Origin of the sequence: Nonomuraea sp. NPDC049684, from assembly GCF_044465345.1 — a bacterium.
Classification (GTDB): Bacteria; Actinomycetota; Actinomycetes; order Streptosporangiales; family Streptosporangiaceae; genus Nonomuraea.
The window spans coordinates 554182-568071 of record NZ_JBITLO010000003.1; the positions used below are offsets into that span (position 1 = coordinate 554182).

At 73.2% G+C, this 13890-nt stretch carries 12 protein-coding genes; 5 read left to right on the plus strand and 7 right to left on the minus strand.

Annotated elements, in window-relative coordinates; genetic code table 11:
* Positions 1 to 55: 55 nt before the first annotated feature.
* Together ACIBST_RS12880 and ACIBST_RS12885 are read left to right on the plus strand one after the other, a co-directional pair.
* A complete protein-coding gene (locus ACIBST_RS12880; protein ID WP_352325076.1) occupies positions 56 to 931 on the plus strand; it encodes a DivIVA domain-containing protein in 876 nt (291 codons plus the stop codon).
* Between the two features lie 41 nt (positions 932 to 972).
* On the plus strand, positions 973 to 2721 hold the full coding sequence (locus ACIBST_RS12885; protein ID WP_397171364.1) for a hypothetical protein: 1749 nt from the start codon (positions 973 to 975) through the stop codon (positions 2719 to 2721).
* Between the two features lie 75 nt (positions 2722 to 2796).
* Here ACIBST_RS12885 and ACIBST_RS12890 read toward each other — a convergent pair whose 3' ends face one another.
* Positions 2797 to 3126 carry a hypothetical protein gene (locus tag ACIBST_RS12890; RefSeq protein ID WP_397171365.1) on the minus strand — a complete coding sequence of 110 codons (330 nt, stop codon included), beginning with the start codon at positions 3124 to 3126 and terminating at the stop codon, positions 2797 to 2799.
* A gap of 262 nt (positions 3127 to 3388) precedes the next feature.
* On the minus strand, positions 3389 to 6529 hold the full coding sequence (gene ileS / locus ACIBST_RS12895) for an isoleucine--tRNA ligase (protein WP_397171367.1): 3141 nt from the start codon (positions 6527 to 6529) through the stop codon (positions 3389 to 3391).
* Positions 6530 to 6980: 451 nt separating this feature from the next.
* On the opposite strand from ileS, the gene ACIBST_RS12900 reads away from it, so the two are divergent.
* Genes ACIBST_RS12900 through ACIBST_RS12910 form a run of 3 tightly spaced genes read left to right on the plus strand, consistent with a single transcriptional unit; the run spans position 6981 to position 8876 of the window.
* On the plus strand, positions 6981 to 7370 hold the full coding sequence (locus tag ACIBST_RS12900) for a TraR/DksA C4-type zinc finger protein (protein WP_357705396.1): 390 nt from the start codon (positions 6981 to 6983) through the stop codon (positions 7368 to 7370).
* Entirely contained in the window at positions 7334 to 7954 is a 621-nt protein-coding gene (gene lspA, locus ACIBST_RS12905) for a signal peptidase II (RefSeq protein ID WP_397171368.1), read from the plus strand. Before ACIBST_RS12900 ends, lspA begins: the two co-directional genes overlap by 37 nt.
* On the plus strand, positions 7947 to 8876 hold the full coding sequence (locus ACIBST_RS12910; protein ID WP_397171369.1) for an RluA family pseudouridine synthase: 930 nt from the start codon (positions 7947 to 7949) through the stop codon (positions 8874 to 8876). The genes lspA and ACIBST_RS12910 overlap by 8 nt, the downstream gene beginning before the upstream one ends.
* Before the next feature lie 8 nt (positions 8877 to 8884).
* Here ACIBST_RS12910 and ACIBST_RS12915 read toward each other — a convergent pair whose 3' ends face one another.
* Genes ACIBST_RS12915 through ACIBST_RS12935 form a run of 5 tightly spaced genes read right to left on the minus strand, consistent with a single transcriptional unit; the run spans position 8885 to position 13887 of the window.
* On the minus strand, positions 8885 to 10192 hold the full coding sequence (locus tag ACIBST_RS12915) for a protein kinase (protein ID WP_397171371.1): 1308 nt from the start codon (positions 10190 to 10192) through the stop codon (positions 8885 to 8887).
* A gap of 9 nt (positions 10193 to 10201) precedes the next feature.
* Entirely contained in the window at positions 10202 to 10513 is a 312-nt protein-coding gene (locus ACIBST_RS12920; protein ID WP_397171373.1) for an AzlD domain-containing protein, read from the minus strand.
* Positions 10510 to 11172: an AzlC family ABC transporter permease gene (locus tag ACIBST_RS12925; protein ID WP_357968077.1), complete on the minus strand. Its 663-nt coding sequence runs from the start codon at positions 11170 to 11172 to the stop codon at positions 10510 to 10512. The genes ACIBST_RS12920 and ACIBST_RS12925 overlap by 4 nt, the downstream gene beginning before the upstream one ends.
* Positions 11173 to 11182: 10 nt before the next feature.
* Positions 11183 to 12046, minus strand: a complete 864-nt coding sequence (locus ACIBST_RS12930; RefSeq protein WP_397171375.1) for an AraC family ligand binding domain-containing protein — start codon at positions 12044 to 12046, stop codon at positions 11183 to 11185.
* Positions 12043 to 13887: a serine/threonine-protein kinase gene (locus tag ACIBST_RS12935; RefSeq protein ID WP_397171376.1), complete on the minus strand. Its 1845-nt coding sequence runs from the start codon at positions 13885 to 13887 to the stop codon at positions 12043 to 12045. Before ACIBST_RS12935 ends, ACIBST_RS12930 begins: the two co-directional genes overlap by 4 nt.
* Positions 13888 to 13890 lie beyond the last annotated feature (3 nt).

Below are 13890 nucleotides of genomic sequence, written 5' to 3' on the forward strand. Positions count from 1 at the left end.
ATTCGGGTTCACCGTCCCTCCGGACAGACTCCAAGCGCGCCAAGGAGACCAAAAAATGCCGCTGACGCCCGCTGATGTGCGGAACAAGCAGTTCAGTACCACCCGGCTGCGGCCGGGCTACGACGAGGAGGAGGTCGACGCCTTCCTCGACGAGGTGGAGGCTGAGCTCGACCGCCTGATCCAAGAGAACGAGGAGCTACGCGCCAAACTGGCCGAGTGCCTGCGTGGGAAGGTGCCGGGCGGCATGGGCATGCCCATGGCCTCCGCGCCCGTCCAGGAGCAGCCGAAGCCGGAGATGATGGCGCCGCCGCAGCCGGAGCCCATGCGGGCCCCCGAGCCGCAGCCGATGCGAGCCCCCGAGCCGCAGCCCGTGGCCATGAGCATGCCTCCCGCCGAGGACAACATGGACACCGCGGCCCGCGTGCTGGCCCTCGCCCAGCAGACCGCCGACCAGGCGATCGCCGACGCCCGCCGGGAGGCGGACGAGACGGTGACCCGCGCCCGCCGCGAGGCCGACGAGATCCTCACCAAGGCCCGCCGCCAGGCCGAGCAGGTCATCGGCGACGCCCGCGCCCGCGCCGAGACGCTTGAGCGCGACGCGCAGGAGCGCCACCGCCAGGCGATGGGCTCGCTGGTGCAGACCCGCGACGAGCTCGAGCGCAAGGTCGAGGAGCTGCGCAGCTTCGAGCGCGAGTACCGCAGCCGCCTCAAGCTCTACCTGGAGAACCAGCTCGCCGAGCTCAACGTCTCCGCGGAGGGCAGCGGCGGGTTCCCGGTCATGTCCGGTCCGCAGGGTCAGGCTCCCGCCATGTCGCACGCGGTTCCCCAGGGTGGCCAGCAGCCTCTTCCCGGTGGCCCCAACCCGTTCGGCGGCGAGGCTCCGCAGGGCGCCTTCCCCGGCGGCGACGGTCCGCACAACGACCGCCGGTAAAGTAACGGGTCACTAGGACCTGTCACTCGAAAGAGCCCCCTGTGATCCTTATCAGTGCTGGTTTGGTGCTCGCGGCGGTCGTGCTGCTGATCGCGGGCTTCGTACTGGCTAAGCCGTTCCTGATCATGTGGTCCATCGTGGTCAGCGTGCTGTCCGCGCTGTTCCTGGTGATCGGGGCGTTGCTGCGGCGTCACGAGCTGTTTCCCGGTGGTGGGCGGGCCGCTGCGCCGGCCACCCCTCCGGCCCCGCTCCCGCCGCCCGGCCTGCCGTACAACCAGACCGGTCCTGCCGGGCCCCAGCCGCACCCGCGGCCGCAACCCCACCCGCAACCGCACCCGCAGACGCTTCAGCGGACCGCCGTTCCGGCCTCCGCGCCTCACCGCCCCGCGGCGAGCGGCATCTCGCCGGACGCGATCGTGCTGGTGATCCCGGGCCGCAGGAGATACCACGTGCCGGGCTGCCGCCAGCTGGCCGGACGGGATCACGAGGAGCTCACCTACGAGGAGGCACGCGAGGAGGGCTTCACGCCCTGCACCACGTGCCTTCCGGACGCCGCGCTCGGCGGACGGCAGTTGCCGCCTGCCGCCGACCCCGAGCCCGTCGTCGCCCCCGGCCCCGGTGTCACCCCCTCCGCCGTGGCGGAGAGCCGGGCCGAGACCTCCGCGGAGACCCGGGACCTGCGCCCGCCGGTCGTACCGCCGAAGCCCGACACGAAGGCTTCCACCCCCGCCCCGGAGCCCGCCGCCCCCCGCGAGGAGGGCGCCACCGGGTGGTTCGGCCGTCCGGCCGCCGCCGCGAAGGCGAGCGACCCGGCCAAGTCCCCCTCCGCCGCCGTGCCTGATCCTGCGCCCGATTCCGGGACCGGTCCGGACGACGACGAGCAGGGGGAGATCGAGACTTCCTACTTCCGGCCGCCGTCGGAGCGCGAGCGGCCCGCGCGTCCCGCTTCGCCGGACGACGCCAAGGGCCCGTCGGCCGCCCCCGCGAGCCCCGCCTCCAAGAGCCCGTCCAAGAGCTCGTCGGCTGCCGGGGCTGGTGAGGGTGAGGCTGCGGCCAAGTCGTCCAAGGGCGCGGCTGCGGCCAAGGCCGGCGCGGATGCGGCGGCTTCGGGGCAGAGCGGCGATGACGCGGCTGTTTCCGGCAAGTCGAGCGAGAGCGCGCCGGGCAAGCCGTCCTCGGCAGCCCGGCCGTCGCCCGCCGACCAGCCAGCACGGCCCGCCGACCGGCCAGCACGGCCCGCCGACCGGCCAGCACGGCCCGCCGACCGGCCCGCACGGCCCGCCGAGCAGCCCGAGCGGCCCGCCGATGACGGTGACGACGCGTCCGACCCCGACACGGCTCCGCAGCCTCGTGTGACGTCCTCCGGGCTGCCGGTCCAGCCGGAACCCTCCGGTGGGGCTTCCGGGGCGTCCGAGCGGCCCTCTGGGGCTGCGCCGGCCCCCTCCGCCCGTCCGGCGGGGGCGGCCGCCCCGGCGGCGAAGGGCGAGAGCAAGGACGCCAAGCCCGGCACGACCGGCAAGGAGAGCGCGGCGAAGGGCGAGACGTCCGGCGCCAAGCCCGGCAAGACGGGCGAAGGCTCGAAGGGCGAGACCGGCGCCGCGTCCGGTCCGGCCGCCCGCCCGAGGACGGTCAAGGTCATCACCGGCACCCGCCGCTACCACAGCGCCACCTGCCCGCTGATCAGGGGCGCGGGGGAGACGGGCGTGGAGACCATGACGGTCCCCGAGGCCGAGGACGCCGGTCTGACCAGTTGCCCGGTGTGCCAGCACGACCGCGAGACGGCCAAGTAACACCCGACCGCCCCCGGCCCGCCGCGCATTCGCCGGCGGGCTTTCGGGCTCGTCCGGGTCCGCGGAGGGCGGGCGTCAGGGGTGGCGTTCGGTGGCGGCGGCGTGCAGGCCGTGGTGCAGGCGGGTGAGCGACGGGTGGGTGGCGTGCTCGGTACGCAGGGCCGCGGCCGGCCAGCGGCGGCGGCCTTCGTCCAGCAGCGGCAGGACGGTCTCGAAGTCGATCTCGTCCTTGGGGCGCGGGCCGTGGACCTGTGGAGGAGCTGGACTTCCGGTGCGAGGCGCCGGAAGCCGTCCCGCGTGATTGTCAGGTCTGTCAGGGGGCGGCGGAGCGATGTCGACGTCGTCGTGCTCGCGGCAGGCGCGTCCGGCGGTCGGTTCCAGCGCGTGGCCGCCGCCACCCATCACGGCGCGGCCGACCCGCGCAGCAGCGCGACGACCTCCTCCAGAGGCGCCGCCTCCCAAGGGCCCCATGGCGTGTCGGTCCACGTCATGCGCCCATTGTCCGACCATGTCCGGACGAAGCGGCGTATCGCGGGCGAGAGGAGGCGGTCATGCGCGTCGGGGGCGCCACCGAGATCATCGGTGGCGCCCCCGCGCGTTCGCCGGCCGGATCAGGTCCGGCACGCCGTTCGCCGGTCCGGGAGCGAAGGCTCCGCGGCGGGCGGGGTCAGGCGCGGCGGAGGTGGAACGTCAGGCCCAGGTCCTCGTCGTGGTGGGCCGGAAGGTCCTCCTGACCGCCCTCGGTGAGGGACGCGGCCAGGACCTCCTCGGCGACCGTGCCGCCGCCGGAGCGCAGCGCGGCGGCCAGGTCGGGCGAGGAGGACGTCCACCACAGGTCGATGCGGTCGGTGATCGACAGGCCGGAGGACTTGCGGGCCTCCTGGACCAGCCGGATCACCTCGCGCAGCAGGCCCGCGCGGCGCAGCTCGTCGGACAGCTCCAGGTCGAGGGCGACGGTCTCGCCGGTGCCGGTGCCGATGGCGCCGGTCTCCACGGCCCAGCCCGCGCGCGGCTGCTCGGTGACGATCACCTCGTCGGGGCCGAGCATGATCTCGCCCAGCTCGTCCGCCTCGATCATGACGGGGGTGCCGCCACGCAGCGTACGGGCCACGCGGGTGGCGTCGGCGGCGGTCACCGCGGCGGCCACCAGCTTGGTACGCGACCCGAACCGCTTGCCGAGCGCCCGGAAGTTCGGCTTCACCGTGTACGACACGAGATCGGCGTCGAATCCGGACATGTCCTCAAGAGCCTGGACGTTCAGCTCGTCCGCCACCAGCCCCCGCAGCTCGGCGGGCAGCGACGGCCAGCCGTGCGCGCCCACCAGCGCCCGGCGCAGCGGCTGCCGCGTCTTCACGCCGGAGGAGGCGCGCGCCGAGCGGCCCAGCTCGACCAGCCGGCGGACCAGGGCCATCTGGTCCGACAGCGCCGGATCGAGCAGGTCCTCGCGCACCTGCGGCCAGCTCGTCAGGTGGACCGAGGAGGGCGCGCCGGGCGCGCGCAGCACGTCCCAGAGGTAGTCGGTGACGAACGGCGTGATCGGCGCCATCAGCCGGGTGACCGTCTCCAGGCACTCGTACAGGGTGGCGAACGCCTCGCGCGAACCCTGCCAGAAGCGGCGGCGGGAGCGGCGGACGTACCAGTTGGACAGGTCGTCGAGGAAGTCGGCCAGGCGGCGGCCGGCGCGCTGGGTGTCGTACTCGTCGAGGGACGCGGTGACCTCGGCGACCGTCCGGTGCAGCTCGGCCAGCACCCAGCGGTCCAGCAGCGGACGCTCGGCGGCCGGCGGAGCCGGCTCGGACGGGCTCCAGGACTCGGCGTTGGCGTACAGGGTGAAGAAGGAGGAGGTGTTCCACAGGGTCAGCAGGACCTTGCGGACGATCTCCTCCAGGGCGTTGTGCCCCACCCGGCGGGCCGCCCACGGCGATCCGGAGCAGGCCATGAACCAGCGCAGCGCGTCGGCGCCGTGCTGGTCCATCAGCGGGATCGGCTCCAGGATGTTGCCCAGGTGCTTGCTCATCTTGCGGCCGTCCTCGGCCAGGATGAGGCCGAGGCAGAGCACGTTCTCGTAGGAGGACTGGCCGAAGACCAGCGTGCCGACCGCCATCAGCGAGTAGAACCAGCCGCGGGTCTGGTCGGTGGCCTCGCAGATGAACTGCGCGGGGTAGACGCCCTCCGGCTTGCCGTGCTCGCCCCACTGCGCGAACGGCATCGAGCCCGAGTCGTACCAGGCGTCGATCACGTCGGGCACGCGGGTGGCGAGCGCGCCGCAGGAGGGGCAGTCGAAGCTCACGTCGTCGACGTACGGGCGGTGCGGGTCGAGCGCGGAGACGTCCTGGCCGGCCAGCGTGCCCAGCTCGGCCAGCGAGCCGACGCAGGTGACGTGGCTCTCGTCCGCCGAGCACACCCACAGCGGCAGCGGCGTGCCCCAGTAGCGCGAGCGCGACAGCGACCAGTCGACGTTGTTGCGCAGCCACTCGCCGAACCGGCCCCACTTGATGGTCTCGGGGAACCAGTTGGTGCCGGCGTTCTCCGACAGCATCTGGTCCTTGACCGCGGTGGTGCGGATGTACCAGGACGGGAGCGCGTAGTACAGCAGCGCGGTGTGGCAGCGCCAGCAGTGGGGGTAGGCGTGCTCGAAGTGGGTGCCCCGGTACAGCAGTCCGCGCCGGCGCAGGTCCTCGGTGAGCTCCTCGTCGGCGTCCTTGAAGAAGCGGCCGCCGACCATGGGCACGTCGTCGAGGAAGCGGCCGTCGGGGCCGATCGGGTTGACGATCGGCATGTCGTACCGCTTGATGACGGCCATGTCGTCGGCGCCGAAGGCGGGGGCCTGGTGGACCAGGCCGGTGCCGTCCTCGACGGTGACATAGTCGCCGAGCACGACGTAGTGGGCGCCGGGGATGTCGACCAGGTCGAAGGGCCGGCTGTAGCGGGTGCGCTCCAGCTCGCGGCCGGTGCAGCGGGCCACCTCGGTGACGTCCTCGCCGAGGACGGACAGCAGCGGCTCGGCCACCACCAGCACCTCGCCGTCGGCGGTCCTGGCCGCGACGTAGGTGACGTCGGGGTGCACGGCGACGGCCGTGTTGGACACCAGCGTCCAGGGGGTGGTGGTCCAGATCAGCAGCGCCGCGCCCAGCTCTGCCAGCGGCCCGGACGTCACGGGCATGCGCACGTAGACCGACGGGCTGGAGACGTTCTCGTAGCCGCCCGGCTGGCCCAGCTCGTGGTCGGACAGGCCGGTGCCGCAGCGCGGGCAGTACGGCGTGATGCGGAAGTCGCGGAACAGCAGCCCCTTGTCGAAGACGACCTTCAGCGACCACCAGACCGACTCGATGTAGGACGGGTCCATCGTCCGGTACGCCTGGGACAGGTCGATCCAGTAGCCCATGCGCTCGGTCATCTGCTCGAACGCGTCGACGTGCCGCAGCACCGACTCGCGGCACTTGGCGTTGAACTCGGCGATGCCGTAGTCCTCGATGTCCTTCTTGCCGGTCAGGCCCAGCTCACGCTCGATGCCGACCTCGACGGGCAGGCCGTGGCAGTCCCAGCCGGCCTTGCGCGGGACGCTGAAGCCGCGCATCGACTTGTAGCGCGGGAACAGGTCCTTGAACACCCGGGCCTCGACGTGGTGCACGCCGGGCAGGCCGTTGGCGGTGGGCGGGCCCTCGTAGAAGACCCAGGAGGGGTTGCCGGCGTTCTGCTCGACGGACCGCTCGAAGATCTTCCCGTCCCGCCAGCGGTCGAGGACCTCGCGCTCGAGCGCGGGCAGGTCGACCTGCGCGGGAAGAGAGCGGAATGATGGGGAAGACATGTCGGGCGGGACCTCCACGCGTCGTCGGCCGGTTGTGGCGTGCGCGAAGGGACGAAGCCTCGCGGCTCCGCGGTACCACCCTTCTTGGCCTCCGGGGAGGCCCTCTTCATTCGCTTGCTGCCGGGTCTAGTGAGCTCTGCCGAGCCGTTCTTCCGGCGGCTCCGGGGTGATATCCCTCACAGCATCGCTCGCGGTGGGGCCCCATCAACGCCTTGCAGTCTCAAACCATAACGCAGAGTGGAGCCGAAGACTTCCAGGTTTCCTCCCGCTGCCGGCGCCGTTGGTACGCAAGGAGGAAATTTGTGGGAATGGACGTCCCCGGGGAGGAGTTGAACGGGCGAGGCGGGATAGTACGGGTGAGGTAAACCATCCGGCGGGTCGTTTGCCGTTCCGTTATGAGGATCCTAAGCTGCCCGCACCATTCACGGCCTTGATCAGCATGGAGGCAGCCATGGCGGCAGTCACGCAGACCGCTACACCGTCGATGTGGTCGGAAGAGGAGCTGGCCGAGGTACGCGGCAGGCTGCGGACCGAGATCGACGAGCTCGAGGCCGACATCCTCCGCCACGAGTCGGAGATAGCCTCTGGTGACGTCACCCAGGGCGCGGGCGACGACCAGGCGGACGCCGGCGCCAAGACGTACGAGCGCGAACGCGAGATCGCCCTTACCCTGAATGCGCGCGATCTGGTCGCGCAGAACGAACGTGCGATCGCCAGGATCGACGCAGGGACCTATGGAGTGTGCGAATCGTGCCACAAGCCGATCGGCAAGGAACGTCTTCAGGCGTTCCCGAGGGCGACGCTGTGCGTGGCCTGCAAGCAGAAGGAGGAACGCCGCTAGGCAGGCCGCGCGGACGTCTCCTCGCGATCCTCACCTCGCTGGCGGTCGTCGTCTACGCGGCTGACCTGATCAGCAAGACGATCGTGCTGCGAGCGCTCGAAGGCAAGGCGCCGCTCGTCGTCCTCCAGGACGTCCTGCAGTTCCGGGTGATCTTCAACTCGGGCGCGGCGTTCAGCATCGGCACGGGGATGACGTTCGTGTTCACGTTCATCGCGGCGGGCGTGGTGGTGGCGATCGTGCGCACCGCGCGCAAGCTCCACAGCCTGCCGTGGGCGATCACTCTCGGGCTGCTCCTCGGCGGGGCGCTCGGCAACCTGACCGACAGGCTGCTGCGCTACCCGTCGGGGTTCGGCCGGTCCACGCAGCTCCAGGGGCACGTCGTGGACTTCATCGAGGTGCTGCCCGGTCACTTCCCGGTGATCGACTACTTCCCGGTGTTCAACGTCGCCGACTCGGCGATCGTCTGCGGCGGCATCCTGGCGGTGCTGCTGGCCTGGCGCAACGTGCAGATCGACGGCACCAGGGAGACCGACACCACCACGGGAAGCACTGCGGAGACCGGGAAGGAGCCCCAGGATGGCTGAGCGGCGGAGCCTGCCCGTCCCCGACGGGCTGGAGGGCGAGCGGGTCGACGCGGCGATCTCGCGGCTGTTCGGCTTCTCGCGCACCCGCGCGGCCGAGCTGATCGCCGCCGGCGAGGTGCAGGTCGACGGCGGGCAGCCGGCCAAGTCCGACCGCGTGCACGCCGGCGCCTGGCTGGAGGTGACGCTGCCGCCCCCGGTCAGCACGCCGATGCCGGTGGCCGAGCCGGTGCCGGGCATGACGATCGTCTACGAGGACGACGACATCATCGTGGTCAACAAGCCGATCGGGGTGGCCGCCCATCCCACCGTCGGCTGGACCGGCCCGACCGTGATCGGCGGCCTGCTCGGCGCCGGGCACACGATCGCCACCAGCGGCGCGGCCGAGCGGCAGGGCATCGTCCACCGGCTCGACGCCAACACCACGGGCGCGATGGTCGTGGCCAAGAGCGAGCACGCGTACTCGGTGCTGAAGCGGGCCTTCAAGGAGCGCACGGTCGACAAGCGCTACCACGCGCTGGTCCAGGGCCACCCCGACCCGTTCCGGGGCACCGTCGACGCGCCCATCGACCGCCACCCCTCGGGCGAGGGCAAGTTCGCCGTGGTGGCGGGCGGCAAGCCGTCGGTCACCCACTACGACACGATCGAGGCGTTCCGGGCGGCCTCGCTGCTCGACATCAAGCTGGAGACCGGCCGTACGCACCAGATCCGGGTGCACATGTCGGCCCTGCGCCACCCCTGCGTCGGCGACATGCTCTACGGCGCCGACCCCACGCTCGCGGCCCGGCTGGGCGTCACCCGGCAGTGGCTGCACGCGGTCTCGCTCGGCTTCGAGCACCCGGCCACCGGCGAGTGGATGTCCTTCAGCACCGACTACCCCGAGGACCTGCAGAAGGCGCTCGACGCCGTCGCCGCCGACGCCTGAGCCGGGCGCTACTCCTCGCCGTCCTGCGAGGGGTCGATCTGGCCGGGGGTTCTGGAGGGGGCGTCGTCCTTCTTGTCGTCCTGCTCGTCCCGCTCGGCCGCCGATCTGGTCGGCGTCGGCTTCTTCGCCGGGGACTTCGCGGGGGTGCTGGTCCGTTCGCCGCTGGTGGGCGAGGGGGCGCTGCGCCGGGGGGCGGCGGACTGCGAGGGACGCGCGGGTTGCGAGGTCGCGGGGGGCGGCTCGGAGTCGGTGACGGCGGTCTTCGGCGCGTCCGTCGGGGCGTCCGTCGGGGCGTCGCTGCCGGGCGGGGTGACGACCGCCGGGATCGTCGGGGCGCGGCCCTGCACCGGCTGGTCCGACTGCTTCGTCCACCAGGCCGCGCCGCCGGTGACCAGGCCCACGAGCAGCGCGCCCGCCGCGATGGCCAGGATCGGCGTCCTGCGCGGGCGGCGTACGGCCATCGGGGGCACCGGCACCGGGCCGGTCTGCTCCAGCGGCCCGCCGGTCAGGACCAGCCTCAGCCGCTGCTCGGCCTCCTCCAGCGACATGCGCTGCGCGGGGTTCTTGCGCAGCAGCCCGAGCAGGACGGGGGCGAGCACGCCCGCGCGGGCCAGCGGCTCCGGCTCGGCGTGCATGACCGCGCCGAGCGTGGCCAGGGCGTTGTCCCGGTGGAAGGGGGAGTGGCCCTCCACCGCCATGTACAGCGTCACGCCCAGCGACCACAGGTCGGAGGCGGGCCTGGCCTGGCCGCCGGCCGCCCGTTCAGGGGCCATGAAGGCGGGGGTGCCGATGAGGATGCCGGTCCTGGTGACGGGGGCCTCGTCCTCGGTGGTGGCGATGCCGAAGTCGGTCAGCACCGCCCGGCCGTCCTCGGTCAGCAGCACGTTGTCGGGCTTGACGTCACGATGGAGCACGCCCGCCGCGTGCGCGGCGCGCAGCGCCTCCAGCAGCTGCAGCCCGATGGCGGCGACCTTGGCCGGCGGCAGCGGGCCGTCGGCGCGGATGGTCTCGCCCAGGGTGCGGGAGTGCACGAGCTGCATGACGATCCACGGATGCCCGCCCTCCTCCAGCACGTCGTAGACCGCCGCCACCCCCGGATGCGCCACCCGGCCGGCCGCCCGCGCCTCGCGGAACGTGCGCACGGCGAACACCTCGCGCTCAGGGCCGCTCAGGTCCGGTGGCGGCAGCACCTCCTTGACGGCCACGTCACGGCCGAGCACCTCGTCGTGCGCCTGCCACACGGTTCCCATACCGCCCTGGCCGATCGTCCTGAGCAGCCGGTAGCGGCCACCGACCATCCCCGCAGAATCGGACATGCACGGCGACTACCCAAGAAACATCCGGGCAAGCGCGGTGACGACGGCCGCCGCCGCCAGGACGACGAGGAACGGCGCCCGCAGCACCAGGGCGACCACGGCCGCCACCAGCCCCGCCGTACGCGCCGGGTCGAACGCGGGCCTGCCCTCCTCGGTGAACATCTGCACCGCGATCAGAGCCGACAGCAGCGCCACGGGCACCAGCTCGGCGAACCTGCGCACCGCCGGATGGTCCAGCACCCGGCGCGGCGCGGCCAGCCCGGCCAGCTTGAGCGCGTAGCAGCCGAGGCTGACCGCGACGATGGCCCACCAGACCGTCATCGCACCATCACCACCAGCACCGCGACGGCCGACAGCAGCACCGGCACGCCCGGCGGGAAGAACGGGCTGGCCGCCAGCGCGACCGCCGCCCCGGCCACCGCCAGCACCCGCAGCCGCCCGCTGGCCGCCAGCCGGGGCCACAGGATGGCCAGGAACGTGGCCGGGCCCACGGCGTCCAGCCCGAGCACCCGCGGGTCGCCCAGGAAGGACGTGCCGACCGCGCCGGCCAGGGTGGTGAGGTTCCAGGCGACGTACAGGCTGGCGAAGGTGGTCAGGAAGCCGGTGCGGGCCGAGGGCTCGTCCGGCTGGGCCAGCGTGACGGCCGTGGTCTCGTCGATCACGCCGTGGGCGGCCAGCAGGCGGCGCGGGCCGCGGACGTTCAGCAGGTCGGCCAGGCGCAGGCCGTAAAGGGTGTTGCGGCCGCCGAGCAGCAGGGCGCCCGCGGCCGCGGCCGTCAGGTCGCCGCCGGCGCCGATCGCCCCGGCCAGCGCGAACTGCGAGGCGCCGGTGAAGGCCAGCAGGCTCAGCACGCACGCCTGCGGCACGCTGAGCCCGGCGGTGATCGCCGCCGCGCCGAACGCGAGACCGGACAACCCCACGGCCAGTCCCACACCGAGGCCGTCACGCACCGCGGCGGAACGGCGAGTTGTCTGTTCCATGGGAAACAGCTTATGAACTGGGCAAATATCCGGTCTTGTACGTTCCTGCGGCCTTTTGGTAGGCGGCGGGCGGCACGCCCACGACACGTTTGAAGTGCCGGTTCAGGTGGGCCTGGTCGGTGAAGCCCACGTCCGCCGCCACCTGCGCCGGGCGTACCCCCTCAAGGAGCAGCCGGCGGGCCTGCCGCACCCGCAGCGAGGTGAGGTAGGCGTGCGGCGGCAGGCCCGTCACGGCCTTGAACGCGCGCAGCAGCGGGAACGGCCGCACCCCCACCGCCGCGGCCAGCGTCTCCAGCGTCGGCGGGTCGAGCAGGCTCTCGTGCAGCAGCGCCATCGCCTCGCGCACCGCCTGCCGGCCCGCGCCCGGCGGGCTCGCGTCCGGCCTGGGCGCGGCGTGCCTGCTCAGCAGCCGGGCGAACAGCGTGCGCGACAGCGTGGAGGCGGCCAGCGCGTCGCCGCGCTCGGCCGCCCGGTGCGCCCGCCCGAGCAGCACCGCCAGCTCCGGGTCGCGCACCACCTGCTCGGGGAAGTACGGGGTGCCCGCCGGCGCGTCGAGCTCGGCCGCGATCCCGGCCAGCGCCTCGACCGACGGATACAGCATCCGGTACGCCCACCCGCCCGGCGTGCCCGCCTGACCGGTGTGCACCGAGTCCGCGTTGACCAGCACCAGCTCGCCCGCGCCCGCCCGATGCAGGGTTCCGCGGTACTCGAACTCCTCCACGCCCGCCACGATCAGCCCGATGGCGTACCCGTCGTGGACGTGCCGGGAGAAGCGGTGGGTGACGTAGCGGGCCTTGAGCAGGTCGGTCCCGGGGACCGCCGGATGCCGCCAGAACCGGGCCCGTTCGCGCGCGCCGTCGTGCTCCGGCGTCATTCCGGACGGAAGGTCTTGACGAAGGCGTCGAACCAGTGCCGGTCGGCGGCCCAGCGGGAGTCGAGGGTCTCCCAGTACAGGGCGTACGGGCGGCCGGCCGCGGTGTGGAAGCCGCGGTTGATCACGTGGATGAGCTGCCCCTTGCGCATGTGGGTGAACTCCCAGTCGGAGGCGCGCAGGCCGAGGTATTCGGTGGGGGTGATGCCGATCCGGGTGTACTGGTCGAACTCGCCCTTGGCCTTGATCTCCTTCTCCAGGCCGATCCAGTGCTGTTGCGGGTCCTTCCACGGGATGTCGGGGACGGTCCACTCGACGATCATCGCGCCGGGGGTGCCGGGGCCGGACAGGCGGATGCTGTCCCTGGTCGGGTTCTTGGCGGCCGTCCAGGTCTTGGGGATGGCCATGGAGAAGCGGCCGGCGGCGCTGGTGAGGGGTCGCCAGCCGGCGGGCACCGCCGGGGCCGTCGCGGTGGGCTCGCCGGTGGGCTCCTCGGTGGGCTCCTCGGTCGGCTGGGGGCTCGGCTCGGGCGTCGGGGACTTCGGCGGCGATGTCGACGGCGGTGTCGACGGCGGTGTCGACGGCGGTGTCGAGGCGGTGGCTTCGCCGGTGGCGGGCGGCTGGGCGCCGGCCGTCGGGGTGGGCGTGGCGGACCCTGACAACTGGTCGTAGAGCAGCACGCCGCCGCCGCCCAGGAGCGCCAGGACGGCCGCCGTGGCGGGCACCGCGATCCACATCGTCCGGGCGCGCCGCCGCGGCTCTCCCGGGACCGTCCGGTGCGGCGGCCGCGCGTCGCCGGTGACGGGCTGCGATCCCTGCGGCGGCGGGTAGGGGCCGCTGGGGGTTGGATGGGGACCGCTCGGCATTGGGTGCGGGTGCGGGCCGCTGGGTGTGGGGTGGGGGCCACTGGGTGTGGCGTGCGGGCCGTGCGGGGCCTGGTCTTGGGGGTACGGGCCTGGGGGGTACGGGCCGGGGGCGGCGGGGCCCGGGGCCGGGAAGGGCGTCGACCACATGGGGGTCTGGTCGGCCAGCAGCGGCTGCCCGGTGGCCACCTGGTGGAGCAGGCGCGCCGCCTCGCCGGCCGGCATCCTGGCCGCCGGGTCGCGGCGCAGCAGCCCCATGACGACCGGCTGCAACGCCCCCGCCCGCACGGGCGGCTCGGGCTCGTCGCGCAGCACGGCCGCCACCGTGGCCGCCCACGAGTCGCGCTTGAACGGCGGCCGCCCCTCCACCGCCGCGTAGAGGGTGGCCCCCAGCGACCACAGGTCGGACTCCGGACGGGCGGCCTCGCCGTTGAGCCGCTCCGGCGGCATGTACGCCGGCGTGCCCACCAGCCCGCCGGTCGCCGTCAGCCCCGACTCGGCCTCCAGCGCGGCGATGCCGAAGTCGGTCAGCACCACCCTGCCGTCGTCGGCCAGCAGCACGTTCTCGGGTTTCACGTCACGGTGGAGCACCCCGGTGGCGTGGGCGGCCCGCAGCGCGTCGAGCACCCGGCCGCCGACCATCGCCACCAGCGCCGCCGGCAGCGGCCCGCGCTCGCCGATCACCTCGGCCAGCGAACGGGACCGGACGAGCTGCATGACGATCCACGGCCGGCCGTCCTCCTCGACGACGTCGTGGATGACGATCACCGACGGGTGGTCGAGGCGGCCGGCCGCCCTGGCCTCCCTGATGGTCCGGCGGTTGAGGTCGGCCCGCTTGGCGTCGCCCACGCCCGTGTAGCGGACCTCCTTGATCGCCACCGTACGGTCGAGCAGCTCGTCGTAGGCACGCCAGACCACCCCCATGCCGCCCTCCCCGAGGGGCTCGATGAGGCGATACCGGTTGCTGACCTGCCTTTCCACGCG